This window comes from Streptomyces sp. CC224B (assembly GCF_030010595.1).
GTDB classification, from domain to species: Bacteria; Actinomycetota; Actinomycetes; order Streptomycetales; family Streptomycetaceae; genus Streptomyces; species Streptomyces longispororuber.
Map to the genome: position 1 here is coordinate 1 of NZ_JASCXL010000076.1, position 23,735 is coordinate 23,735.

At 74.8% G+C, this 23,735-nt stretch carries 23 protein-coding genes; 9 read left to right on the forward strand and 14 right to left on the reverse strand.

What is annotated here, in order from left to right; all coding sequences use genetic code 11:
* The first annotated feature begins 117 nt into the window (after positions 1-117).
* On the forward strand, positions 118-879 hold the full coding sequence (locus QK440_RS27170) for a class I SAM-dependent methyltransferase (RefSeq protein WP_282795863.1): 762 nt from the start codon (positions 118-120) through the stop codon (positions 877-879).
* The gene (locus QK440_RS27175) at positions 876-1,949 is read left to right on the forward strand and encodes a prenyltransferase (RefSeq protein ID WP_282795864.1); all 1,074 of its coding nucleotides are present in this window, start codon (positions 876-878) and stop codon (positions 1,947-1,949) included. The genes QK440_RS27170 and QK440_RS27175 overlap by 4 nt, the downstream gene beginning before the upstream one ends.
* 13 nt (positions 1,950-1,962) lie before the next feature.
* On the opposite strand, the gene QK440_RS27180 is transcribed toward QK440_RS27175, so the two are convergent.
* A complete protein-coding gene (locus QK440_RS27180) occupies positions 1,963-2,256 on the reverse strand; it encodes a hypothetical protein (protein WP_282795865.1) in 294 nt (97 codons plus the stop codon).
* 210 nt (positions 2,257-2,466) lie between these two features.
* On the opposite strand from QK440_RS27180, the gene QK440_RS27185 reads away from it, so the two are divergent.
* From QK440_RS27185 to QK440_RS27195, 3 genes are read left to right on the forward strand one after another with little or no spacing between them, the layout of a single operon-like run.
* On the forward strand, positions 2,467-3,729 hold the full coding sequence (locus tag QK440_RS27185; protein WP_282795866.1) for a hypothetical protein: 1,263 nt from the start codon (positions 2,467-2,469) through the stop codon (positions 3,727-3,729).
* Complete coding sequence (locus QK440_RS27190; RefSeq protein WP_282795867.1) at positions 3,726-5,270, forward strand: VWA domain-containing protein; 1,545 nt, start codon at positions 3,726-3,728, stop codon at positions 5,268-5,270. Before QK440_RS27185 ends, QK440_RS27190 begins: the two co-directional genes overlap by 4 nt.
* Positions 5,257-6,036: a hypothetical protein gene (locus QK440_RS27195; RefSeq protein WP_282795868.1), complete on the forward strand. Its 780-nt coding sequence runs from the start codon at positions 5,257-5,259 to the stop codon at positions 6,034-6,036. The genes QK440_RS27190 and QK440_RS27195 overlap by 14 nt, the downstream gene beginning before the upstream one ends.
* Before the next feature lie 14 nt (positions 6,037-6,050).
* Here the strand turns inward: QK440_RS27195 and QK440_RS27200 are convergent, their stop codons facing one another.
* The 5 genes from QK440_RS27200 to QK440_RS27220 form a co-directional block, all read right to left on the reverse strand.
* Positions 6,051-7,061 carry an LLM class F420-dependent oxidoreductase gene (locus tag QK440_RS27200; RefSeq protein ID WP_282795869.1) on the reverse strand — a complete coding sequence of 337 codons (1,011 nt, stop codon included), beginning with the start codon at positions 7,059-7,061 and terminating at the stop codon, positions 6,051-6,053.
* Between the two features lie 115 nt (positions 7,062-7,176).
* Positions 7,177-8,025 carry a hypothetical protein gene (locus QK440_RS27205; RefSeq protein ID WP_282795870.1) on the reverse strand — a complete coding sequence of 283 codons (849 nt, stop codon included), beginning with the start codon at positions 8,023-8,025 and terminating at the stop codon, positions 7,177-7,179.
* 224 nt (positions 8,026-8,249) lie between these two features.
* Positions 8,250-9,266: an N-acetylmuramoyl-L-alanine amidase gene (locus tag QK440_RS27210; RefSeq protein WP_282795871.1), complete on the reverse strand. Its 1,017-nt coding sequence runs from the start codon at positions 9,264-9,266 to the stop codon at positions 8,250-8,252.
* Positions 9,267-9,275: 9 nt separating this feature from the next.
* Complete coding sequence (locus QK440_RS27215) at positions 9,276-9,956, reverse strand: class I SAM-dependent methyltransferase (protein WP_282795872.1); 681 nt, start codon at positions 9,954-9,956, stop codon at positions 9,276-9,278.
* A gap of 124 nt (positions 9,957-10,080) precedes the next feature.
* Positions 10,081-11,826 carry an MFS transporter gene (locus QK440_RS27220; protein ID WP_282795873.1) on the reverse strand — a complete coding sequence of 582 codons (1,746 nt, stop codon included), beginning with the start codon at positions 11,824-11,826 and terminating at the stop codon, positions 10,081-10,083.
* Between the two features lie 474 nt (positions 11,827-12,300).
* On the opposite strand from QK440_RS27220, the gene QK440_RS27225 reads away from it, so the two are divergent.
* The gene (locus tag QK440_RS27225; RefSeq protein WP_282795874.1) at positions 12,301-13,719 is read left to right on the forward strand and encodes an MFS transporter; all 1,419 of its coding nucleotides are present in this window, start codon (positions 12,301-12,303) and stop codon (positions 13,717-13,719) included.
* A gap of 28 nt (positions 13,720-13,747) precedes the next feature.
* On the opposite strand, the gene QK440_RS27230 is transcribed toward QK440_RS27225, so the two are convergent.
* Positions 13,748-14,353, reverse strand: coding sequence for a response regulator transcription factor (locus tag QK440_RS27230; RefSeq protein ID WP_282795875.1), 606 nt, complete (start codon positions 14,351-14,353; stop codon positions 13,748-13,750).
* A gap of 132 nt (positions 14,354-14,485) precedes the next feature.
* Positions 14,486-15,745, reverse strand: coding sequence for a sensor histidine kinase (locus QK440_RS27235; protein WP_282795876.1), 1,260 nt, complete (start codon positions 15,743-15,745; stop codon positions 14,486-14,488).
* Positions 15,746-16,105: 360 nt separating this feature from the next.
* Here QK440_RS27235 and QK440_RS27240 point away from each other — a divergent pair, with 360 nt between their 5' ends.
* From QK440_RS27240 to QK440_RS27250, 3 genes are read left to right on the forward strand one after another with little or no spacing between them, the layout of a single operon-like run.
* The gene (locus tag QK440_RS27240; RefSeq protein ID WP_282795877.1) at positions 16,106-16,984 is read left to right on the forward strand and encodes a MaoC/PaaZ C-terminal domain-containing protein; all 879 of its coding nucleotides are present in this window, start codon (positions 16,106-16,108) and stop codon (positions 16,982-16,984) included.
* 53 nt (positions 16,985-17,037) lie between these two features.
* Positions 17,038-18,114, forward strand: a complete 1,077-nt coding sequence (locus tag QK440_RS27245; protein ID WP_282795878.1) for a Zn-dependent alcohol dehydrogenase — start codon at positions 17,038-17,040, stop codon at positions 18,112-18,114.
* Positions 18,115-18,139: 25 nt separating this feature from the next.
* Positions 18,140-19,087: a 3-oxoacyl-ACP reductase gene (locus QK440_RS27250; protein ID WP_282795879.1), complete on the forward strand. Its 948-nt coding sequence runs from the start codon at positions 18,140-18,142 to the stop codon at positions 19,085-19,087.
* Positions 19,088-19,120: 33 nt separating this feature from the next.
* Here QK440_RS27250 and QK440_RS27255 read toward each other — a convergent pair whose 3' ends face one another.
* The 6 genes from QK440_RS27255 to QK440_RS27280 all read right to left on the reverse strand — a co-directional run bounded on the left by QK440_RS27255 (position 19,121) and on the right by QK440_RS27280 (position 23,442).
* Positions 19,121-20,134: an alpha/beta hydrolase gene (locus QK440_RS27255; protein WP_282795897.1), complete on the reverse strand. Its 1,014-nt coding sequence runs from the start codon at positions 20,132-20,134 to the stop codon at positions 19,121-19,123.
* Between the two features lie 192 nt (positions 20,135-20,326).
* Positions 20,327-20,554 (reverse strand): hypothetical protein, encoded by a 228-nt coding sequence (locus QK440_RS27260; protein WP_282795880.1) that lies wholly within the window; start codon positions 20,552-20,554, stop codon positions 20,327-20,329.
* A 44-nt stretch (positions 20,555-20,598) separates the two neighbouring features.
* On the reverse strand, positions 20,599-21,765 hold the full coding sequence (locus tag QK440_RS27265; RefSeq protein WP_282795898.1) for a hypothetical protein: 1,167 nt from the start codon (positions 21,763-21,765) through the stop codon (positions 20,599-20,601).
* Between the two features lie 340 nt (positions 21,766-22,105).
* Positions 22,106-22,558: an ATP-binding protein gene (locus tag QK440_RS27270; RefSeq protein ID WP_282795881.1), complete on the reverse strand. Its 453-nt coding sequence runs from the start codon at positions 22,556-22,558 to the stop codon at positions 22,106-22,108.
* A 282-nt stretch (positions 22,559-22,840) separates the two neighbouring features.
* Positions 22,841-23,236, reverse strand: a complete 396-nt coding sequence (locus tag QK440_RS27275; protein WP_282795882.1) for a (deoxy)nucleoside triphosphate pyrophosphohydrolase — start codon at positions 23,234-23,236, stop codon at positions 22,841-22,843.
* 23 nt (positions 23,237-23,259) lie between these two features.
* On the reverse strand, positions 23,260-23,442 hold the full coding sequence (locus QK440_RS27280; protein ID WP_282795883.1) for an SPOR domain-containing protein: 183 nt from the start codon (positions 23,440-23,442) through the stop codon (positions 23,260-23,262).
* Positions 23,443-23,735: the final 293 nt, after the last annotated feature.

Below are 23,735 nucleotides of genomic sequence, written 5' to 3' on the forward strand. Positions count from 1 at the left end.
GGGCCGCGCCGCGCCGGGCCCCGCCGCCCCCGGCCCCGTCCGCGCCGCGGCCCCCGAGACGTCCGGCCCGAGCGCCGCCGCCCCCACCCCGGCCCGCGACCACGAAAGCAGGACCCCGTGCTGACCGTCGACTTCACCCGCTTCCCGCTCGCCCCGGGGGACCGCGTCCTCGACCTGGGCTGCGGCGCGGGCCGGCACGCCTTCGAGTGCTACCGGCGCGGGGCCCAGGTGGTGGCGCTCGACCGGAACGGCGAGGAGATCCGCGAGGTCGCCAAGTGGTTCGCGGCGATGAAGGAGGCGGGCGAGGCCCCGGCGGGCGCCACGGCCACCGCGATGGAGGGCGATGCGCTCAACCTGCCCTTTCCCGACGCCTCGTTCGACGTCGTGATCATCTCCGAGGTGATGGAGCACATCCCCGACGACAAGGGCGTCCTCGCCGAGATGGTGCGCGTCCTCAAGCCGGGCGGCCGCATCGCGGTGACCGTGCCGCGCTACGGCCCCGAGAAGGTGTGCTGGACGCTCAGCGACGCGTACCACGAGGTCGAGGGCGGCCACATCCGCATCTACAAGGCCGACGAGCTCCTCGGCCGGATGCGTGAGGCGGGCCTCGAGCCCTACGGCACCCACCACGCGCACGCGCTGCACGCGCCGTACTGGTGGCTGAAGTGCGCGTTCGGCGTGGACAACGACAAGGCGCTGCCGGTGCGCGCGTACCACAAGCTCCTCGTCTGGGACATCATGAAGAAGCCGGCCGCGACCAAGCTCGCCGAGCGGGCCCTGAACCCGCTCATCGGCAAGAGCTTCGTGGCGTACGCGACCAAGCCGCACCTGCCGAGCGCCGCCGCCGGTGCCCCCGCCGACGCGAAGGCCGGGGCGTGACGAGTCCCGAGCGCACCGAACACCTCGTCCTGCCCGGTGTCCTGACGGCCGATCAGGCGGCGGCCACGGTCCGCGGCATCCTCGCCGCGCAGCGCCCGGACGGCGCCATCCCCTGGTTCCGCGGCCACCACCTGGACCCCTGGGACCACACTGAGGCCGCGATGGCCCTGGACGCCGCCGGGGAGCACGCGGCGGCCGCCCGCGCCTACGAGTGGCTCGCCCGGCACCAGAACGCGGACGGCTCCTGGTACGCGGCCTACGCCGACGGCGACCCGGACGCCGTCACGGACCGCGGCCGCGAGACCAACTTCTGCGCGTACGTGGCCGTCGGCGTCTGGCACCACTACCTGACCACCGGCGACGAGGTGTTCCTCGACCGCATGTGGCCGGTGGTCGTGGCGGCCGTCGAGTTCGTGCTCGCGCTCCAGCGGCCCGGCGGCCAGATCGGCTGGAAGCGGGAGCCGGACGGCACCCCGGTCACGGACGCGCTCCTGACCGGCTCCTCCTCCATCCACCAGGCCCTGCGCTGCGCCCTCGCCGTCGCCGAGGTGCGCGAGGACCCGCAGCCGGACTGGGAGCTGGCGACCGGCGCCCTGGCGCACGCGATCCGCAGCCACCCCGAGCGGTTCCTCGACAAGGGCCGCTACTCGATGGACTGGTACTACCCGGTCCTCGGCGGAGCCCTGACCGGTCCCGAGGCCACCGCCCGCATCAAGGAGTCCTGGGACCGCTTCGTCGTGCCCGGCCTCGGCGTGCGCTGCGTGGACCCCAACCCCTGGGTCACCGGCGGCGAGAGCGCCGAACTCGCCCTCGCCCTGTGGGCGCTCGGCGAGTCCGACCGCGCCGTGGACATCCTCCGCTCCATCCAGCACCTGCGCGACGAGGCGACCGGCCTGTACTGGACCGGGTACGTCTACGACGACGCGGCCGTGTGGCCCGTGGAGCAGACCACGTGGACGGCGGGCGCGCTGCTGCTCGCGGTGGCCGCGCTCGGCGGCGACGAGGCGACGTGCCGGGTGTTCTCGGGCACGGACCTGCCGGTGGGCCTGGACCCCGACTGCTGCGGGTAGCCCGCGCCGGGCGTCAGTACCTGCGCAGCCGTCCGGCGAGGAAGTGGCCCGCGGCCAGGTAGACGACGGCCGCGAGACCGTAGCCGGCGACCACGCGGGCCCACCGCGCGTCGAACGTGAACAGGTCGTGCGACCAGCCCGCCAGCCAGCGGGCGACGTCGCGCACGAGCTGGACGAGGTCGTTGGCGCGGTTGGCGTCCAGCAGGTCCATGAGGATCCACAGGACGAGGATGAAGGCCATGACGTCCGCGATGACGACGACGACCTTGGCTGCTTCGCTGCTGCGTCGGGCGCGTACGGGGGACATGGGGTACGAGTACCGGGTGAACGGTGGCCGAAACCTGCGAGCCGGCGGCCGGGGCCGCCCGGCGGGCGCCGCGCCCGCTCCACCCGGCGCGCGCCCCAGCGCCTGACGGCACGTCATTAGCCCGCGGTTCACGCGGAGTTAGCGCCTCCATGGGCCGGAGTTCCGCTCGCTGCCCGAGGATCCTGGGCCCGCCCACCGCAGGAGCGCCCGGTGCCCGAACACGCCAGACCGCCGTCCGTCGAAGAGCCCCGCCTGGCCACCCGGCGGCCCGCCGCGCCGCGCCGCCGCCGGCCGCCCCGCCACGTCCTCGCCGCCCTGCCCCTCGCCCTCGCCGGACTGCTCGCCCTGCTGGTGTCCGGCAACGCGCTGCGGCCGTTCGAGAGGATCACCACGATCGACGGGAAGATGGCGTCGAAGTCCGACTTCTTCAAGGACCCCGAGGTGCGGCGGCTGCTGCTCAAGCACGGCATCCGGGTGGAGATCCACCGGCTTGGGTCCCGGGGCATCGCCACCCAGTCGCTGGCCGGGATGGACGTCGCCTTCCCGTCCGGCCAGCCCGCCGCACGGCTGATCATGCAGCGGCAGGAACGCACCGTGAGGTCCGCCCGGCCGTTCGTGACGCCGCTGGTGCTCGGCACCTTCCGGGAGTACGCGCAGACCCTGGCGGCCGCGGGCGTGGCGCGTCCACAGCAGGTCACGGGCGGTGAGGACACCCTCTACTACGACCTCGACATGCGGAAGTTCCTCCGCCTCATCGAGGGGCGCAAGACCTGGAACGGCATCGGCTACGAGAAGCGGTCCGAGCGCAGCAACAGCGGCCGGGTCCTCGTACGGACGTCCAGCGTGTGCGAGTCCAACGCCGCCGGGACCTACCTCAGCATCCTCGCCTTCGTGAAGAACGGGAACCAGCCCCCGGGCACGGAGCCGCGGCGCAAGGGGGCCGCCGCCGGCTCGGGCGACCCCGTGCTCGACGTCGCCGCCGAGGTCAAGCCCCTCATCAACCTCCAGGGCATGGCCGCCGACGAGCAGGCCGACAGCTACTTCTCCGACGAGGGCGAGTCCATCGCGCCCGTCTCCCTCATCTACGAGCACCAGTTCCTCGCCCACCAGGTCGCGCACCGCGAGCGGCACCAGCGGCAGGACACCCGGCGCGTGCTCCTCTACCCCTCGCCGCAGGCCCTCACCGAGCCGCAGCTCATCTCCCTCGGCGAGCACGGGGACCGGCTCATCGACCTCATGGAGACCGACGAGGAGCTGCGGCAGCGCGCCATCGAACTCGGCTTCCGGGTGCGGTTCTCCGGCGAGAACGGCACCAGCGAGCAGCTCAACGCCTATCTGCGCGACCACCGCGTGCAGGTGCCCGTCCCCAACCCCGACCAGACCAAGGCCGACGCGCCCGACCTCGACGCCCTGGAGCGGATCATCAACCACGTCGGCAGCTGCCCGCCCGCCGGGAAGGGCGGCACCTCGTGAGGCGCCGCGCGCTCGCCGCGTGCCTGGTGATCCTCGCCGCCACCCTCGCCGCCTGCTCGGAGGGCAAGGAGCAGCGCACCCTGCGCGTGCTCGCCAGCCCCGAACTCGCCGACATCAAGCCCCTGTTGCGGGACCTGGAGGAGGACACCGGCGTCACCCTCGACGTGGACTTCACGGCCACCGCTGACCTGGACGCCCCGCCGGGCTCCTACGACCTCGCCTGGCCCGCATCCGACCGCTCGTACCTGCTGCGGCTGCGCGAGGAGCGGCGCCGGGTGCCCGAGTCCACCGCCATCATGCGCTCGCCCGTCGTCGTCGGCCTCACCCCCGACGCGGCCCGCCGGATCACCACGGGCAAGCCGCTGACCTGGGCGGACATCGCCGATGCCGCCGCCGAGGGCACCGTGCGGTTCGGCATGCCCGACCCGCGGCGCAGCGACACCGGCCGGGCGGCGCTGGTCGGCGTGGCCACGGCCGCCGCGGGCACGGGCGGCGCGCTGCGCCGCAAGGACGTCTCCTGCGACCGGCTGCGCGGGTTCCGGTCGGGGCAGACGCTCACCGGCGCCAGTTCCCGGGAGCTGATCGACACCTACGTACGCCGTCAGGGCGCCGCCGACGCGCTCATCGCGCACGAGGCGGAGCTGCTCGCGCTCAACGCCCGGGGGAAGCTGAAGGCGCCCCTGACGATCGTGCACCCGGCGGACGGCATGGTCCTGTCGGACTTCCCGCTGCTGCTTCTCGACCCCGCGCGGCACAAGCCGTACCGCGAGGTGGTGGACTGGCTGCGGCGCGACGACGTACAGGAGCGGCTGGCGCGGGCGACGTGGCGGCGGCCGGTCGGCGCGGACGTCCCGCGCCCCCCGGCGCTGCGCGCCCCCATCGGCAACGCGCTCTCCTACCCCGACCAACTGGCCGTCGTGCGGCGGCTGATGGACAACTACGGCGACCCCGGGCGGCGCCGCGCCGGGGACCACGTGGTCTTCCTGCTCGACTTCTCGCCGTCCATGCGGGGCGCGCGGATGGCGGACCTGCGGGCGGCGTTCCGGGGCCTGAGCGGGGCGGACCCGTCGGCGGCGGGCAAGTTCGCGCGGTTCTACCGGGGCGAGCGGATCACCGTCGTACGGTTCGCGGGCCGGGTCCTGGAGCAGCGGACCGTGACCGTGCGCGGCGCCGGCGACCTGCGGCGGCTGAACGACGTCGTGGCGGGCGGCGGCTTCGCCCCGGACACCGCCGTCTGGTCGGCCCTCGACCACGGGTACCGCCTCGCCGCGGACACCGTGCGCGACGGGGACCAAGGGCCCCTGTCGATCGTGCTGATGACGGACGGCGAGAGCAACACCGGCATGTCCTACGGGGAGTTCGTCCGGCGGTACGCGGGGCTCGCGGCCGGCGCGCGGGACGTGCCGACCTTCCCCGTCCCCTTCGGAGAGGCCGACGGGCGGGAGCTGCGGCGCGCCGCCGACGCGACCGGCGGCCGCGTCGTGGACGCGGGCTCCTCCTCCCTCTCCCAGGCCTTCAAGGAGATCCGTGGGTGTCGTTGACAGTCAGTGGTGGGACCTGTGGTGGCCGTGGATGGTCGTGTGGCTGGCGACGGCGGCCTGTTGCGGGGTGCTCCTGCGGTACGTGCTCCTGCGGCTCGGGCTGCCCCGGCGGCGGCGCCCGGGACGGCGCCGGCGCACCTTCCACGGCATGTGCTTCTACCTGCACGAGCAGCGGGTCATGGACCTCTACCAGACCGGCGGGTTCTCGGCGGCCCTGGAGCAGGAGGTCGCCGACCGCACGAACGTGACCTCCGGCGTCGGCCTGTGGGCGAAGGTCACCGGCGGCGTGGGCGGCAAGGCGGGCCGGGACGTCACCAAGGAGCGGTTCACGACGTACGTGCAGCAGAACACGCCCATCACGGTGATAGGGCTGCTGATGGACACCATGCGGCGCGAGGACGCCGTCGTGCACGCCGACCTCACCACCGGCGTGCTCACCCCCAACCGCGCCCTCGCGGACGCCCTGCGCGACAGCGGCGACGACCGGGTGCCGCTCAGCGCGGTGATGGCGGAGTTCGTGTCGGTCACCGGGCGCTTCACGGCGCGCGGCCTGAACGGCGGCGACGTGGTGCTGCGCGCCCGGTACGGCGACGGCTCCCCGCCGGCCCACGTCAAGATCACCTGCGTCGGGGACGGCATCCGCGGGGAGTTCCACGAGGAGGACTACTTCAGCGGCGAGTTCCAGGCGCGCTGCCTGGGCAAGGTGCGCACCTGGAACCGCGAGGCGGGCGAGCTGACGGTGGACCCGGTGGCGATCTTCCGCTGAACCGCGGCGGGCGGCTACGCGACGAGGTCCGCGAGGACGCGCAGCGTGCGCGGGTCCGACGTCAGGACGAGCAGGTCCGTGACCGGCCCCGCGCGCCACGGCTCCAGCCGCTCGGCGATCCGCTCCCGCGGCCCGACCAGGGAGATCTCGTCGGCGAAGGCGTCCGGCACGGCAGCCACAGCCTCCTCGCGCCGCCCCGCGCGGAACAGCTCCTGGATGCGGCGGGCCTCGTCCGCGTACCCCATGCGTGCCATCAGGTCGGCGTGGAAGTTGCGGGACGCGTGCCCCATGCCGCCGATGTAGAAGCCGAGCATGGCCTTCACGGGCGCCAGGCCCTCGGTGACGTCGTCGCAGACCTGGGCGCGGACCAGCGGGGCGACGAGGAAGCCGTCGGGCAGGGCGGTGAGCGCGGTCCCGTAGGCGTCCGGGCGCGTCGGCGACCAGTACAGCGGCAGCCAGCCGTCCGCGATCCGCGTCGTCTGCGCGACGTTCTTCGGCCCCTCGGCGCCGAGCAGCACCGGCAGGTCGGCGCGCAGGGGGTGCGTGATGGGCTTGAGCGGCCTGCCGAGCCCGGTCCCGTCGTCCCCCGCGTACGGCAGCGGGTGGAACCGCCCGTCGAGCGTGACCGGCGCCTCCCGCCGCAGCACCTGCCGTACGACGTCCACGTACTCGCGCGTCGCGGTCAGCGGCGACCTCGGGAACGGCCTGCCGTACCAGCCCTCCACCACCTGCGGCCCCGAGAGGCCGAGCCCGAGGAGGAACCGGCCGCCACAGAGGTGGTCCAGGGTCAGGGCGTGCATGGCGGTGGTGGTGGGGGAGCGGGCGGCCATCTGCGCCACGGCGGTGCCCAGCCGGATGCGCGAGGTGTGCGCGGCGATCCAGGTCAGCGGCGTGAACGCGTCCGAGCCCCAGGCCTCGGCCGTCCACACCGAGGCGTAGCCGAGCCGCTCCGCCTCCTGGGCGAGCGCGAGGTGCCCGGAGCCGGGGCCGCGGCCCCAGTACCCGAGCGCGAGCCCGAGCCGCATGACGCCTCCCGATGACTGACGACCCGTCAGGTGCCGGTCTCCCCGGGACTGTACGCCGGCGGCCCCCCGCCCGGAAGGGCGAGGGGCCGCTGAGGTGGTGAGGCGGAACTCCGGGTCAGCCGCGCTGGATCCCGGTCGTGTCCTGCAGGACGCCGCGGCGGCCGTCCTGCGTCTGCGCCACCAGGCTCTGGCCGCGCTGCTCGACGGCCAGGTACCAGGTGCCCGGCGCCAGCTCGGCGATCGGGGTGGGCGAGCCGTCCTCCGGGTACAGCGGGCGCGGCACCGGCACGGCGAACCAGAACGGCGAGAAGTCCGCCGCGGGCTGCGCCTGCGCGGCGGCCGGCGGCGGCGTGGCCCCGCCACCCTGCGGCTGCCCGCCGAACGACGGCTGCTGCGGCTGCCCCGGCTGCGCGCCGTACGGCTGCGCCGGGGCGCCCGGGTAGCCGTAACCACCGGAGGGCTGGCCGCCGTAGGGCGGCGGCGTCGGCGACTTCGGGCCGCCGGCGAGCGGAGCCTTCAGGGCGGGCACGGCCTGCGCGGCGATGGCGGCGGCTGCGAGGAGCAGGGCGGCGATCAGGCCCAGGATGAGACCGGCACCGGCGTCGGGGGCCTCGGCGCGGCCACCGAAGGGGCCGGAACCTTCGAAGAGGACGTTGTAGGACTGGTCGGTGTCGAACATCGCACCGATCGAGCTCCACGCGGCGGCGACGGCGAAGCCGGTGCCGAACGTCGGGAGGTCCAGGCCCGCCACCTTGCGACCCGGACCCATGGCGCGGCCCAGCACGATGAGCGCGGCACCGATGATGCCGGCCAGGTACACGCTCATCAGAAGGTTGCCGTTGTCCCAGGCGGTGGGGTTCTTGTCGCCATCGCCGTCAAAGGTGTCGAGGAACGAGGCGATGAAGAGCAACACCGCTGCTCCGATCACCACGCCGTCGCCTCGAGTGAGGGAGCGGAAATTCACTTCAGGTCCTTCGTCAGTCGTCTCGTCGTTAGAGGCGTCGCTGTCGCCGTAGTCGCGGTTGTGTCGCGGTGCGCGAAGCGCGGGGGTGGCCCCTCATCGTACGGAGGACACTATCGTCCGTCCGGCCGGGGTGTCTGCTTGAGATAAAGATCGTCACCCAGTGAAGATCTCCCGGTTGCCGTCCCGTGACGGGACGGCAACGGACCCATAAAGACCGCGCGCTTTCACCGGCGCAGAAAACTCGTGATTCCGTCGGAAATGCCGCGGGCCGCCTTCTGGCGCCAGGTTCCGCTCGTGAGCAACGCCTCGTCCTTGGGGTCGCGCATGTTGCCGCACTCGATGAAGACCTTGGGCACCTTGGAGAGGTTGAGGCCGCCGAGGTCGCCGCGGACGTCCAGGCCGGTGCCGCCGCCTACGTAGTTGGAGGGGGCGCTCCCGGTCGCCGCGAGGAACGAGCCCGCCACGCGTTCGCCGAGGTCGCGGGAGGGGCCGACGATGCCCGACGTGTCGGCGGCGCCGCCGCGGACCTTCGCGGGCAGGATGACGTGGAAGCCGCGGTTGCCCACGCCCGAGCCGTCGGCGTGCAGGGAGACGACCGCGTCGGCACGGGCCGCGTTGCCGATGCGGGCGCGTTCGTCGACGCAGGGGCCGAAGGGCCGGTCCCCGTCGTGGGTGAGGCGGACCGTGGCGCCCTCGCGGTGCAGGGCGTCCCGCAGCCGGTGGGCGAGGTCCAGGGTGAACTGGGCCTCGGTATATCCGTTGTCGGTGGATGTGCCGGTGGTGTCGCACTCCTTGGAATGCGTGCCGATGTCCACCTGCCGGTTGATTTCCGCGGTGTGCCGGAAGTTTCCCGAGTTGTGGCCCGGGTCGATCACCACGACCTTGCCCCTGAGCGGACCGGAGGGCGCGGGGCGGCCCGCCGACGAACCCTTGCCGTCGGGTTTTCCGCCCGGTTCGCCGGATTCCGTGTCCGGTTTCTCCGGCGTCCGGCCGGGCGGCGCGGGGGATTCCGACGGGTCCTTCGCGGTCGGCTTCGACGGCGCGTTCCGGTCCGAGCGGCTGGGGGACGGCGGCAGCGTTCTCGCGGCTTTCCCGTCGTCCGTCCCGTCCGTTGCGTCGTGGACGAGATAGCCCGCGAGCGTCGCGGGCGCGAGTACGGCGAGGGAGACCGCGAGCGCCCGGCCGCCGCGGAAGCGGCGGGGCGGGCGGGGCGGCTGGCTGTCCGGACCTACGTACGACACGGGGCGAGCCTATCCGCGGCCGGACCCGGCCACACCGGTTCGGCGCAGGACGCGAAGGGAGTCCGTGACCGAGACCTCGGTGAACTCCCCGGATTCCAGGGCCCGGAGGTAGACGCGGTACGGCGCCTGGCCCGTCCACTCGTCCACCGGGTCGGGGAACACGTCGTGGATGACGAGCAGGCCGCCCTCGGCCACGTGCGGCGCCCACCCCTCGTAGTCGGCGGTGGCGTGCTCGTCCGTGTGCCCGCCGTCGACGAAGACCAGGCCGAGCGGGCTGTTCCAGACCCGCGCCACCTGCGGGGAGCGGCCGACCACCGCGATCACGTACTCCTCCAGGCCCGCCCGGTGCAGCGTCCGCCGGAAGGCCGGCAGCGTGTCCATGCGGCCGACTTCGGGGTCCACCGTCTCCGGGTCGTGGTAGTCCCAGCCCGGCTGCTGCTCCTCGCTGCCCCGGTGGTGGTCGACCGTGATCACACTCACACCGCCCGCGCGGGCGGCGTCGGCGAGCAGCAGCGTGGAGCGCCCGCAGTAGGTGCCGATCTCCAGCAGGGGCAGGCCGAGGCCGGCCGCCTCGCGGGCGGCCGCGTACAGCGCGAGCCCCTCGTGCCGGGGCATGAACCCCTTGGCCGCCTCGAACGCGGCGAGGACCTCCGGCTCAGGTCCCTGCGGGGTGCGCGCGGCGGCGGCCATGGTTCCTCCTGCTGTGCGGGGCGCGTACGGGTCCTCGCGCCGGTGGTGTCCGTACGTACCGGTGGACGGTCCGTCCGTACGCGGTGACGTACGTACGGAACGTACACGGGCCCCGCGCCCCGCCTCAGGCCAGGATCTCGCGGTCGCCGGGCAGCGCCAGGTCGACCTCCACCGGCCCGCCCTCGCCCCGGTACGCCGCCGACGTGGCGCCCGGCGCGTGCCCGGCGGCGGTCGCCGCGAGCACGTACGCGCCGTCGGCCGGGGCCGCGAGGGCGTAGCGCCCCTCTGCGTCGGTGAGCGCGGCGCCCGCCTGGCGGCCGTGCGGGTCGATGAGGGTGACCTTGGCGCGGGCGACCGGCTCCCCGGCGCGGGACAGGACCCGGCCCCGGAAGCCGCCGGTGAGCGCCTCGGTGGCCCGGGCGAGCGCGGCGTCCTCCTCGCTGCTGGCGCGCAGTCGCGTGTGCTGCCCGGCCGCGGTCCGCCGGGCGCCGGGCAGGAACAGCGCGAGCACCAGGCCGATCGCGACCGCGCCGGTGGCGATGAGGAAGGAGGCGCGGAAGCCCTCCATGGTGGGCACGGCGACGGGGCCGACGTGGTCGGCGGTGTTGGCGAGCACCATGCCGATGACGGCGCTGGACACCGACGTGCCGATGGACCGCATCAGGGTGTTGAGGCCGTTGGCCGCGCCCGTCTCGGACGGGTCGACGGCGCCGATGATGAGCGCGGGCAGCGAGGAGTAGGCGAGGCCGATGCCCGCGCCGACCACGACCGCGATGACGACGGTCTGCCAGGCGGCGCTCATCAGGCCGATGCCCGCGCCGTAGCCGACGGCGATGACGAGCAGCCCCAGGATGAGCGTGACCTTCGGCCCGTACGCCGCCGAGAGCCGCGCGTAGAGGGGCGCCGTGACCATCATGGTCAGGCCGAGCGGCGCCACGCACAGGCCCGCCACCACCATGGACTGGCCGAGGCCGTAGCCGGTGGCGGTGGGCAGTTGGAGGAGCTGCGGCAGGACCAGCGAGATGGCGTAGAAGGCGACACCGACCATGATCGAGGCGAGGTTGGTGAGCAGCACCTCGCGCCGGGCGGTGGTGCGCAGGTCCACCAGCGGGGCCGCGGCGCGCAGTTCGTAGACGCCCCACAGCGCGAACACCGCGGCCGAGGCGGCGAAGAGGCCGAGCGTCAGGCCCGAACCCCAGCCCCAGTCACTGCCCTTGGTGATGGGCAGCAGGAAGAGGACGAGGCCCGCGGAGAGGCCGAGCGCGCCGAGCACGTCGAAGGTGCCCCGGGCCCGCAGCGGGCTCTCCGGCACGGCCAGGACGATCAGCAGCATCGCCAGGACGCCGAGGCCCGCGGCGCCGAAGAACAGGGCGTGCCAGTCGGCGTGCTGGGCGACGAGCGCGGCGGCGGGCATCGCGAGGCCGCCCCCGACGCCGATGGAGGAGCTCATCAGCGCCATCGCCGAGCCGAGCCGCTCGCGCGGCAGCTCGTCACGCATCAGGCCGATGCCCAGCGGGATGGCGCCCATCGCGAACCCCTGCAGCGCCCGGCCGGCGATCATGACGACGAGGTCGTCGGTGAGCGCGCAGACCAGCGATCCGACGACCATGACGGCGAGGCTGGTGAGCAGCATCCGGCGCTTGCCGTGGAGGTCGCCGAGCCGGCCCATGATCGGTGTGGCGACGGCCCCCGCGAGGAGCGTCGAGGTCATCACCCAGGTGGCGTTGGACGGCGTCGTGCGCAGCAGCGCGGGCAGGTCCTTGATGACGGGGACGAGCAGCGTCTGCATGACGGCGACGACGATGCCGGCGAAGGCGAGGACGGGGACGACACCGCGGGCTGCGCGGGGGTGGGCCGTCGCGTGGGACATGGAAGAAGGGCCTCCGGGACGAAGAGGTGACGGACGTGACCGGGCCGGCGGACACCGGGGCGCCCGCCGGTACGTGCAGGATGAACCTGTCTCCCGGGGCGACTATTCCGACGCCTGTCGAACCAGGCGAAGTCTTGACTTCTTGTTGACCGGGGGCGGGGGAGCGGGTTGCCTGCGGCGGGGTTTGCTGTGGGGTCGCCTGCGGCAGGGCTGGGGGCGGGGTTCGCGGTGAGGGTCGCCCGCGGCAGGGCTGCGGTGGGCATCGCCTGCGGCGGGGCCGCGGTGGGGTGCGCGCGGCACGCCCCGCGGGGTCTCGGGGCGGGCTTGCTGAAGGGCGGGCCGTCGGCGGCGGCCAGGGTGTGCGGCTCGCGTCGGCGCGGCGCGGATGTGACCTTCGGCCTAGGACCTCGGCCCCGCAACCTGCCCGCTTTTTACCGATGTACGGGGCATGGATCGCCTGCCAGCATGGAGCCCATGCTGCAGACCCCCGTCGACACCCCGATATCCCGGCGCGGCACCGCGCCCACCTGGCTCGTCGTGGCCGCCGCCTGCGCCGGACAGTTCCTCGTCGTCCTCGACGTGTCCGTCGTGAACGTGGCCCTGCCGTCCATGCGGGCGGACCTGGGCCTCAGCGCCACGGGGCTCCAGTGGGTCGTCAACGCGTACTCCATCGCGTTCGCCGGGTTCATGCTGCTCGGCGGGCGGGCGGGGGACCTCTTCGGGCGCAAGCGGATGTTCCTGGTGGGGCTCGGCCTGTTCACGCTGGCCTCGCTCGCGGGCGGCCTCGCGCAGGAGGGCTGGCAGCTCCTGGCCGCGCGGGCGGTGCAGGGCCTGGGCGCCGCCGTGCTCGCCCCCTCCACGCTGACCATCCTCACGGCCGCCGTGCCGGAGGGCCCCGCGCGGGTGCGGGCCATCGCCACGTGGTCGGCCGTCGGGGCCGGGGGCGGCGCCGCGGGCGGGCTCGTCGGCGGCGTCCTGACCGACGGCCTGTCCTGGCGCTGGGTGCTGCTGGTCAACGTGCCCGTCGGCGTCCTGGTCCTCGCCGCCGCGCTGCGCTGGATCAGCGAGAGCCGGGCGGGCGGCGACCGGCGGCTCGACGTGCCCGGGGCCGTGCTCGTCACCGCGGGCATCGCCACCCTCGCGTACGGCATCGTGCAGACCGAGGTCGAGGGCTGGACGGCCGCGGCGACCCTCGTGCCCCTCGCGGCCGGGCTCGCCCTGATCGGTGTCTTCCTCGGCGTCGAGGCGCGCGCCAAGGCGCCGCTCATGCCCCTCGGGCTGTTCCGCGTACGGTCCGTGTCGGCCGCCAACGCCACCATGTTCGTGTGCGGCATGGGCATGTTCGCCATGTGGTTCTTCATGACTCTGTACGCGCAGAACGTCCTCGGCTACACGCCCCTGGAGGCCGGGCTCGCGCTCATCCCCAGCTCCGTCAGCGTCGTCGTCGGCTCCAAGGCGGCGCCCCGGCTGATGCGGGTCGTGGAGGCGCGCACGGTCACGGTCCTCGGCGTCCTGGTGGCCGCCACCGGGTACGCCTGGCAGTGGCGGGTCCTCGACGCGGACGGCGCGTACGTCACGTCCATCATGCTGCCGGGCATCCTGATGATGCTGGGCGCCGGGCTCGCGGCCACCCCGCTCGCCTCCCTCGCCACCAGCGGCGCCGCCCCCGGCGACGCGGGCCTGGTCGCCGGGCTGATCAACACCTCCCGCACCATGGGCGGTTCGCTGGGCCTCGCGGTCCTGTCGACGGTCGCCGCGGCCCGCACGGGGGACCGCCCCGGCTCGGCGGCGCTCGCCGAGGGGTACGCGGAGGCGTTCCTGTGGGGAGCGGGTTTCCTGGGGGCGGCGGTGGCGGTGGTCCTGCTGTGGATGCCGCGCGCGGCACGGGACTGAGCCCGGGCTCCGGCCGGGGCGCGGCGCGCTACAGCCAGCCCTGCCGCCGCGCCTCGCGGGCCGCCTCCATCCGGTTCCGCGTGCCCGTCTTCCCGATGGCCGCCGACAGGTAGTTCCGTACGGTCGACTCCGACAGGTGCAGCGCCGCCGCGATGTCGGCGACCGTCGCCCCGTCCGTCGCCGCCCGCAGCGCCTCCGCCTCGCGCGGTGTGAGCGGGTTGGGGCCCGCGCCGAGGGCGGCCGCCGCGAGCGCGGGGTCGACGACCGTCTCGCCGCGCAGCACCCGCCGCACCGCCTCGGCCAGCTCCTCCACCGGGCCGTCCTTGACCAGGAAGCCCGCCGCGCCCGCCTCCATGGCCCGGCGCAGATAGCCGGGGCGCCCGAACGTGGTGAGGATCAGGACCCGGCAGTCCGGGCACTCCGCGCGCAGCTCCGCCGCCGCCTCCAGGCCGCTGCGGCCCGGCAGCTCGATGTCGAGCAGCGCCACGTCCGGCCGCGCGGTCAGGGCGGCGGCCACGATCTCGTCACCGGCCCCCACCTGCGCGACGACCTCGATGTCCTCCTCCATGCCGAGCAGCAGCGCCAGCGCGCCACGCATCATGCCCTGGTCCTCGGCGAGCAGGACCCTGATCATGCGGTGCGCTCCCCGACGGTCATCCGGCGTGCTCCTCGCCGGCCGTCCGGCGTGCCTCGACGGTCATCCGGTGCGCTTCCCGACGGACATCCGGTGTCCTCCTCGACGGTCATCCGCTGTGTCCTCCGACGCTCATCCGCTGTGCTCCGCGGCGCGGCCCGGGCCGGTCCCCGTGGCCTCGCTCCCCTCGGACGGCACCACCGCCGTCACCCGGAAGCCGCCGCGCGGCCCCGGGCCCGACTCCAGGGAGCCGCCCGCCGCCGCGATCCGCTCGGCCAGGCCCTTCAGCCCGCTGCCGGGCGGGGTCGAGCCTACGCCGCGGCCGTCGTCGGTGATCACCAGGCGGGTCTGTTCGGCGGTGCCGGTGACCTCGATCGTGCACCGGGCCGCCCGCGCGTGCCGTACGACGTTGGTGACGGCCTCGCGCACCACCCAGCCGAGCAGCGCCGCCGGGCGCGGGTCGAGCGGCGGCCCCGACTGGCGCACGGCGGTCTCGACGCCGGCGGCGTCGAGCAGGTCCCGCGCGCGGTCGAGCTCCGCGGCGAGCGACGCCTCGCGGTAGCCGGTCACGGCCTCGCGGATCTCCGTGAGCGCCTGCCGGCCCACGGTCTCGATGTCCGCGATCTGCCCCAGGGCCGCGTCCAGGTCGCGCGGGGCGAGGCGGCGCGCGGCCTCCGACTTCACCACGACCACCGACAGCGTGTGGCCGAGCAGGTCGTGCAGGTCCCGGGAGAAGCGCAGCCGCTCCTCCGCCACCGCCCGCCGCGCCAGCTCCTCGCGGGCGGCCCGCAGGTCCCGCACCGCCTCCGAGAGCGACAGGATCGCCGCCGTCACCATCGTCGACAGGAACGTGCCGTACGCGATGTTGAGCCCGTCCCAGCCGTCCCTGATCCCGGCGACCGCGCCCGCGAGCGTGCTCAGGGCCAGGCTCACCGGGCCGAGGCGGCGGCCCCGCACCACGGCCCCGACGGCGAGGCCGAACAGCGGCAGGAACATCAGCCAGCTCCCGCCGTACCCCGCCGCGAGCCCCACGGCCAGCAGGCCCAGCGCCCCCAGCGCGGCGAGCGTGGAGCGCGCCTCCCGCTTGGCCCTGTCGAACGCGCGGAACGCGATCGCGACGTACAGCGAGTTGAAGGCGAGCAGGGCCGCCGAGGCGATCCACGGGTTGGCGGTCCTGCCCTGGAGCAGGTGGGAGAACGCGCCCAGGCCCATGAGCAGCCACGGCAGCAGCGCGAAGCCGTTGGGCGGGCCCGGCGTGAGCAGCGGGTCCTCGCGGTCGGCCCGCCGGCACTCCCGCCAGGCGGCCTTCCGCTCCGGCCACTCGGCGCGCCACGCGGCGCGGGCGGCGCGCCACTCGCGCAACCGGCGGCTGACGCCGCGTGTCCAGGACATGTCGTGCTCTCCGTTCCCCCGGTTCACCCGGTTCCCCCCGGTTCACCCGGTCCCCCCGGTTCATCCGGTTCCTCACTGTGCCCGTCGACAGTACGGAACCGCGGGCGGGGCGCGTAAGTCACGTCCGTACCGTCCTGGCCAGGACAAATGTCATGGGTGCGGGCAGCGGTGGCCTCGCCGAACCCGTGCTGACGAAGCGTCAGGGCCCCTTCCCAACTCCGGGGCGCTGGGCTATACATGGAGCGCCGGAGTGGAACGCGTTCTAGAACGGCTCCGTCCGGCCCCGTCGCGACCTCGGTGCGGCCGACGGTGCGGACGGTCGCACCGGGGTCCCCTCCCGACGCCAAGGAGCCGCCCTCCATGCCCATCGACGCCGCCAGGGCCCTGGCCGCCGAACCCCACAGCGCCACGATCACCTGGGGCCACAAGGACGTCCAGCTCTACCACCTCGGCCTCGGCGCCGGCGCGAACCCCGACAAACCCGACCCCGCCACCGATCCGGACGAGCTGCGCTACACGCTGGAGTCCCGGCTGCACGTGCTGCCCAGCTTCGCGACCGTCGCGGGCGGCGGCATGGGCGCCATGGGCGGCCTGTCCGCACCCGGCATCGACGTGGACCTGGCCGCCGTCCTGCACGGCGGCCAGTCCGTCGAGCCGCACCGCCCGATCCCCATGGCGGGCACGGCGACCCTGACGTCGAAGGTCGCCGCGATCCACGACAAGGGCAAGGCGGCCGTCATCGTGCTGCGCGCCGACGCGGCCGACGACGACGGGCCGCTGTGGACGAGCGAGGCCCAGCTCTACGTCCGCGGCGAGGGCGGGTTCGGCGGCGAGCGCGGCCCCTCGGCGCGCTCCGCCGACCCCGGGCGCCCCGCCGACCGGAGCGTCGACCGGCCCGTCCGCGGCGACCAGGCGCTGCTCTACCGCCTGTCCGGCGACTGGAACCCGCTGCACGCCGACCCCGACTTCGCCAAGCTCGCGGGCTTCGACCGGCCCATCCTGCACGGCCTGTGCTCGTACGGGATGACCCTCAAGGCCGTCGTGGACACCGTGCTCGGCGGCGAGGTGGCACGGGTGCGCGCCTGCCGTACGCGCTTCGCGGGGGTCGCCTACCCCGGCGAGACCCTGCGCATCGGCATGTGGGAGGAGCCGGGCCGGGTCCTGGCGCGGGTCACGGCGGTGGAGCGGGACGGCGCGCAGGTCCTCACCGACACCGTCGTGGAGCACACCCGCACCTGAGGCAGGGTGCACAACGGACGCCAGGCACCCCCGTGGTGGAAGGAGCCGCACGCATGCGCGCAGCCGTACTGCACGAGACGGGCCAGGACAAGCTCGACGTGCTCGACGACGTCGAGGCGGTGGGCTTCGGCCCGGGCAGGGTGAGGATCCGCGTGCGGGCCTCCGGCCTGTGCCACTCCGACGTGTCCGCGATGAACGGGGTGCTGCCGCAGCCCGCGCCGTTCGTCCCCGGGCACGAGGGCGCGGGCGAGGTCGTCGACGTCGGCGACGGCGTCACGAACGTCCGGCAGGGCGACCGGGTCCTGGTGTGCTGGCTCCCGGCGTGCGGGACGTGCGCGGCGTGCCGGCGCGGGCAGACCGAGCTGTGCCTGGCCGGGTTCATGAACGCCGGCACGCCCAACTTCAAGCGCCCGGGAGGCGACGTCTTCGGCTTCGCGGGCACCGGCACCTTCACCGAGGAGGTCGTCGTCGACGCGGCCTGCGCGGTGCCGATCCCCGACGACGTGCCCTTCGACATCGCCGCCCTCATCGGCTGCGGCGTCACCACCGGGCTCGGCGCGGCCCTCAACACCGCGGACGTGGCCGCCGGTTCGTCCGTCGCGGTCATCGGCTGCGGCGGCGTCGGCATCGCGGTCCTGCAGGGCGCGCGGCTCAAGGGCGCCGCGCACATCGTGGCCGTGGACCCGGTGGAGTCGCGGCGCGATGCGGCCCTGCGGTTCGGCGCGAGCGAGGCGGTCGCCCCCGACGCGCTGACGGACGCGGTGCAGCGCGCCACGGCGGGGGAGGGCTTCGACTACGTCTTCGAGGTCGTCGGCACGTCGGCGACGACCCGCGCGGCGTACGAGGCCACCCGGCGCGGCGGCACCCTGTGCGTGGTGGGCGCGGGCGCCGTGGACGACCACGTGCGGTTCAACATGTTCGAGCTGTTCTTCGACGAGAAGCGCATCCTGCCCTCGCTGTACGGCGGCGGCGACGTGCTGCGCTCCTACGAGCGGGCCGTCGCGCTGTGGCGCGCGGGCCGCGTCGACCTCGCCGGCATGATCACGCACCGGGTGCGGCTCGCCGAGATCAACGAGGCCCTGGAGCAGATGCGCACGGGCGCGGCGCTGCGGACCTGCGTGGAGATCTGACCGGGACCGACACGACCTGTGGGGGTTGCTCGTGCAGAGGCCACTGGAAGGGCTGTCCGCCGTCGTCACCGGCGCGGGCCGCGGGCTCGGCCGGGCCGAGGCCGTGGAGCTCGCGCGGCTCGGGGCGGCCGTCGTCGTCAACGACTACGGGCAGCCGGGCCGGGACGGCACCGGTGCGGCGTCCGCCGAGCCCGCCGAGGAGGCCGCCGCCGCGATCCGCGCCGCGGGCGGCAAGGCCGTCGCGCACACCGGGGACGTGGCCGACCACCAACAGGCGCGCGAGCTGGTGGAGCTGGCCGTCGACACGTACGGCAAGCTCGACGTCCTGGTCAACAACGCGGGCATCCTCCGGGACCGGATGGTCTTCTCGATGTCCGAGGAGGAGTGGGACGCGGTGGTCCGCGTGCACCTCAAGGGCCACTTCAACACCATCCGGTTCGCCTCCGCCCACTGGCGCGAGCGCTCCAAGGCGGCGGGCGGGCCCGTGTACGGCCGGATCGTGAACACCTCGTCGGAGGCGTTCCTCGCCGGGTCCGCCGGGCAGCCCAACTACGCCGCCGCCAAGGGCGGTGTCGTCGGCCTCACCACGTCCACGGCCCTCGCCCTGGCCAGGTACGGCGTGACCGCCAACGCCATCTGCCCCCGGGCGCGCACCCGGATGACGGCCGACGTGTTCGCCGGGTACGCCGAGCCGGGCGAGGGCGGGCTCGACCCGCTGGCGCCCGAGCACGTGGCGCCGCTCGTCGGCTACCTGGCCTCGCCCGCGGCGGGACGCGTCACCGGGCAGCTCCTCGTGGTGCACGGCGGGATCGTGGCCGTCATGGAGCGGCCCCGGGTGGCCGCCGTGTTCCGCGCGGCCGACGGGGCGTTCACCGCGGCGGAGCTGGACGGGGCGCTGACGCCGTACTTCGCGGGGCGTCCGGAGGGGGAGACCTTCGCGGCGGCGGACGTCCTGGCGCTGAAGCGGGAGTAGCGGGAGCGGGCCGACGGCGGGGGCGGCGCGGGCCTACCCGTCCAGCTCGCGCAGCCACTCCACGAGCAGCCGGTTGGTGTCCTCGGGCCGCTCCTGCTGGAGCCAGTGCCCGCAGCCGTCCAGGATGTGCGAGCCGCGCAGGCCCGGCAGCGTCGTCGGGTACGCCGCGATGGCGTCGGCCAGCCAGGTGGTGGAGGCGTCCCGGCCGCCGCCGACGAACAGTGACGGCTGGGTGACCGGCGCGCCCGCGTACCCGGCGAGGTCCTCCCAGTCCCGGTCCATGTTCCGGTAGCGGTTCAGCGCCCCGGTCAGGCCGGTGCGCTCGAACTCCCCCGCGTACACGTCGAGGTCGTCCGCGCCGAGCCAGGCGGGCGGCGGACCGGCCGGGAAGCGCTCGCGCAGGGTCTTGCCGGGGCTGACGAAGTGCGGGTCCGGCGCGTCGGGCCCGGGCATGGTGTCGGCGGAGAACGCGGCGTAGAAACCGGCGAGCCAGCCGCGCACGTCCGGCTCGATCTCGGCCTCGGCGCGGCCCGGCTCCTGGAAGTAGGAGACGTAGAACTCCTCGTCGCCGCCCATCCCCGCGAACACCTCGCTGGGCCGCGGCCCGCCGGGCGGCGTGTACGGCACGCTGAGCAGCCCGACCGCGCGGAACACGTCGGGCCGCAGCAGCGCGGAGGTCGCGGCGATCGTCGCGCCCCAGTCGTGGCCGACGACCACCGCGGAGGTCTCGCCCAGCTCCTCCACGACGGCGGCGTTGTCCGCCACCAGGTCGAGCAGCCGGTACGCGTCCGGGGCCGCGGGCTTGGCGGAGCGGCCGTAGCCCCGCACGTCGAGGGCCACGGCGCGGTAGCCGGCGGCGGCCAGGGCGGGGAGCTGGTGGCGCCAGGAGTACCAGGACTCCGGGAAGCCGTGCACGAGCAGGACCAGCGGTCCGCTGCCCTGCTCGACCACGTGGGTGCGCCCGGCCGGTGAGGACACCAGGCGGTGGACGCGGCCGTCACGGCCGTCGCGCGGCTCCTTGGGATGCGTGCCGTCCTGCTGCGGCACCTGGTGCTGCGGTACCTGGTCCTGTGACACCTGACGCATGGAACCTCCAAGGGCTGCCCGGGGTGGTCACCACGATCATGCGGCGCCCCCCGGGCCGCGGGCGAACCTTGTTGCCGGTTCGGCAACTCCCCAGGTCCGCGAGGTGTTTGGGCCGGGTCGGGGGTGCCGACCCGGCCCTCGCCGTACGTCGGCTCAGCTCTCGGAGGGCGCCTTGCGGTGCCTGCCGCGCGGCGCGCCCTCTTCGTCGTGCGCCGCGACGGGACCCCGGTGACGGCCGTGCCCGGTGGCCGGTCCGGCCTCGGCGTACCCGTGGGCGTATCCCTGGGTGTACCCCTGGGCGTGCGCCTCGGTGTGCCCGTCGGTGTGTATCGCCGTGCGCAGGGACTCGGGTGCTGTGCCGGTGGTCGTGTCGGTCGTCATGAAACTCACCCCGTGTGAAAGATCGTTCGTATCGGCGGGCGAGTCTAACGGCCCGTCGCACGGCCTCCCAGGGGTGCCTGCTGCAAGGGCACGGGACGAGCGGCCCGGGGGGTGCCGCCCCGTCCTCCGAGCCCGTCCGGAGGGCCTGGATCCCCTTCCCCGGCGGGGGGTTGGGGCTCGGCGCGACCGGTTCCGGCGGGGCCCGCGGCACCCGTGCCCGGCACCTCGACCCGCGCGACCCCGCAGGGCACCGCCCGGGTGGTGTAGGGCAGGCGCAGGACGCCCTCCGGCGTCCAGTGGCCGACGCCGGCCGGCCAGCCCTCCGGCGCGGTGAGCGGGTGCACCCGCCGGTCGGCCGGGCGCCAGGCGCACAGCGCGGGACGAGACCCGGGGGCGGCGGCGTCGAGGCGCAAGGCGACCGCGCAGGCCTCCGGGGTGAGGACCTGACCGGGCTGGATGGCGAACGGCGTCGCCCGGTGGCCCGGCAGGCGCAGGCACTCGGGGAACCGCACCGGGTGCGTACTGCCCAACACGCCCCAGCCGAGCCGCGGTTCGCCCGGCGCGTCCGAGCGGATCAGGAGCAGCCCGCTGTCGGCGTCGGCGAGCAGCAGCCGGTCGTCGCTGGCGGCGGCGATCTGCAGCAGCGGCGTCACCTCGCCGCCGCGCTCCAGGTCCACCGCCACCGTCTTGGTCACGCCGTCGAGCTCCCGGTCCAGCGCCAGCATGCGGTTCGTCCGGTCGAGCCAGACGCCGCCCGAGCAGCGGCCGGGGACCTCCGCGAGGTGCTCCGGGCCGAACGAGCCGCCCGCGACGAGCCACACCGCCGTCGAGCGGTCGCCCGCCGCGAGGGCGTACGCGTGGCCGCCGCGGGGCGCGGGCGGCAGCAGCGTCAGCTCCGCGCCCGCGCACTCCACGCCGCCGAGCGCCACCTCGCCGGTGCCGGGCCCGGTGGGGTAGAGCAGCGCGAAGAGGTGCCGGCCCGCCGCGCGCCGGTGCACCAGGACGCGCCCGTCGGCCATCGGCAGCACCTCCGTGCCGGGCTCCTCGGGCTGGTGCCCGGGCAGCGGCACGGCGTACGGCTCCGGGGAGTCGAGCGTCCAGCGCTCGGGGTACCAGGAGCCGTCGGCGTGCGTGAGGCGCGCGGCGTAGGCGCCGTCGGCGGTGAGGACGGGCGGCGGGGCGGCGGCCGCGTCCAGGACGGCCGCGTCCACGGCGGGCGGGGCGGCGGGCGCGTACGCCGTGTGCGGGGAGGCGGCCCCCGGCGCCGCGGTCCCGCCCGGCCTTCCGGTCGCCGACGGGGATGTCTGCCCCGTCCACGCCGTCGGCCGCGTCGAACCCGTCGCCTTCGCTGGTATCTCGCTCACGCGAACCGTCCCCTCCAGCTCACCGCGTCCGGCACCGGTCACCGGATGTGGCTGCCCGCAGTATCCAGCACTACGGTGCCGCCCCACACGCCGTTCACGATCACAGCACGGTCTCACCGCTTTTTGGCCCGTGACCACCTTGTGCTCGGCCCGCGCACTTGTACTACGTACCGACGCTCCCTGTCTCCTAACCAGGCAGCGCCAGCTCGAACCACACCGTCTTCCCCGCGGCCCCCGTACGCCCCGGGCGCGTGCCCCAGCGGCTGGACGACCGCGCGACGAGCTGGATGCCGCGGCCGCCCTCGTCGTCGGGCGCCGCGACGCGCTCGCGCGGCGGGTCGGGCACCGGGTCGGAGACCTCCACGAGCAGGACGCCGAACGGGCCCGCGGGGCGGACGAGCCGGACGACGATGGGGCCCGACGTGTACCGCAGGGAGTTGGTCACCAGCTCGCTGACCAGCAGGACGGCCACGTCGCCCAGGGGGGCGAGACCCCACTCGCCGAGCTGGCGCCGGACCACGGCGCGGGCGGTGCGCACCGCGCCGGGGTCCGCGGGAAAGTCCCACTCGGCGCAGTCGCCTTCGGTGTCGAGCACGCCGATCACTTCCCAGCCGAGCGACGGATTCATGTCCGGTTTCATGGGGTTAATGGGCACATACCCGATATCCCGGTGGGATTACCGTGCTCAGGGGGGCACTGTGGCACGAACGGCGTACGCAGCGCGGGTACTCCCCCTTGACGAACCTCGCGCGCCCCCGCCCGTTCCGGCCCCCGCGCGGCTCCGCGTAACCCGCGAGACGGCGGGCCCGGCCGACCCGGGGGCACGGCTCAGCGGAGCGGCGCGCCGGGTGGCGGGGGTAAGGCGGTGTACCGAGCCGCGCAGGCGCCGTCCGCGAGGCGGCGGGCCAGGGCTCCGCGGCGGTCAGGCCGGCGGTGCGCCCAGGGCGCGGACCGCGGGCACGTCCGCGGCCAGCCACGGCACCGACCACACCGCGTCCGGCTCCAGCCAGCGCAGCGCGTCGTGGTCCTGGAGCGGCCGGGGCTCACCGGCGAGCAGCCGGGCCCGCCAGACGCGCATGACGTAGCCGCGGCCGAGGGGGAACTCACCGGGGACGCGCGCCACGGCCTCCGCGTCGACGCCCAGCTCCTCCTTCAGCTCGCGCGCCAGCGCGTCCTCGTCCCGTTCACCGGGCTCCACCTTGCCGCCGGGCAGCTCCCAGCCCCCGGCGAGGTCCACGGGCGCGCTGCGACGCGCGGCGAGCAGGCGCCCCGCGTCGTCGTACAGGGCGGCGCCCACCACCATGATCCGCTCAGCCATGGCCGGAGCCTACGCCCGGGCCGTCAGCGCCCGCCGTTCTGGTTCAGCCGCTCCACCCAGTACAGCCGCTTGGGTCCGCGGTCGTCGAGACGGTCGGCGATCTTCTGCGCCTCGGCCTTGGTCGCGTACCTGCCGACGCGGTAGCGGTTGCCGTTGTCGTCCTGCCGTATCACGAGCCAGGGCAGTACGACCGTCCCGTCGTTCATGCCGTCCCTCCGCTCCCCGCCCCGGGCGCGCCCCACGCCTCGATCAGTAAGGAAACCGCAATCCGCATATGCCCGAGCTTACGCCCGACCTTTACGCAGCGGATACGACTTTGCACAAAGAGATACGCAATCGGCCAGCACGAAGGGGGCGCACCCGTTCGGATGCGCCCCCTTTCACGACCATGACCGGCCGCGACGGACGGTAACTCCCCTCCCTTTACCCGCTGTTGACACAACCGCCCCGCCGTTGTGCGCCCCGCCGCCCCGCGCGGTCGGGGCGGTCGGCACCGCCC

What these genes read in the sequence shown, in the direction of transcription:
- QK440_RS27180 (WP_282795865.1), bottom strand. Translation starts at nt 2,256, where the DNA reads ATGTCCCCCGTACGCGCCCGACGCAGCAGCGAAGCAGCCAAGGTCGTC.
- QK440_RS27200 (WP_282795869.1), bottom strand. Translation starts at nt 7,061, where the DNA reads ATGCGGCTCGGGCTCGCGCTCGGGTACTGGGGCCGCGGCCCCGGCTCC.
- QK440_RS27215 (WP_282795872.1), bottom strand. Translation starts at nt 9,956, where the DNA reads ATGGCCGCCGCCGCGCGCACCCCGCAGGGACCTGAGCCGGAGGTCCTC.
- QK440_RS27220 (WP_282795873.1), bottom strand. Translation starts at nt 11,826, where the DNA reads ATGTCCCACGCGACGGCCCACCCCCGCGCAGCCCGCGGTGTCGTCCCC.
- QK440_RS27225 (WP_282795874.1), top strand. Translation starts at nt 12,301, where the DNA reads ATGCTGCAGACCCCCGTCGACACCCCGATATCCCGGCGCGGCACCGCG.
- QK440_RS27230 (WP_282795875.1), bottom strand. Translation starts at nt 14,353, where the DNA reads ATGATCAGGGTCCTGCTCGCCGAGGACCAGGGCATGATGCGTGGCGCG.
- QK440_RS27235 (WP_282795876.1), bottom strand. Translation starts at nt 15,745, where the DNA reads ATGTCCTGGACACGCGGCGTCAGCCGCCGGTTGCGCGAGTGGCGCGCC.
- QK440_RS27240 (WP_282795877.1), top strand. Translation starts at nt 16,106, where the DNA reads ATGCCCATCGACGCCGCCAGGGCCCTGGCCGCCGAACCCCACAGCGCC.
- QK440_RS27245 (WP_282795878.1), top strand. Translation starts at nt 17,038, where the DNA reads ATGCGCGCAGCCGTACTGCACGAGACGGGCCAGGACAAGCTCGACGTG.
- QK440_RS27260 (WP_282795880.1), bottom strand. Translation starts at nt 20,554, where the DNA reads ATGACGACCGACACGACCACCGGCACAGCACCCGAGTCCCTGCGCACG.
- QK440_RS27270 (WP_282795881.1), bottom strand. Translation starts at nt 22,558, where the DNA reads ATGAAACCGGACATGAATCCGTCGCTCGGCTGGGAAGTGATCGGCGTG.
- QK440_RS27275 (WP_282795882.1), bottom strand. Translation starts at nt 23,236, where the DNA reads ATGGCTGAGCGGATCATGGTGGTGGGCGCCGCCCTGTACGACGACGCG.
- QK440_RS27280 (WP_282795883.1), bottom strand. Translation starts at nt 23,442, where the DNA reads ATGAACGACGGGACGGTCGTACTGCCCTGGCTCGTGATACGGCAGGAC.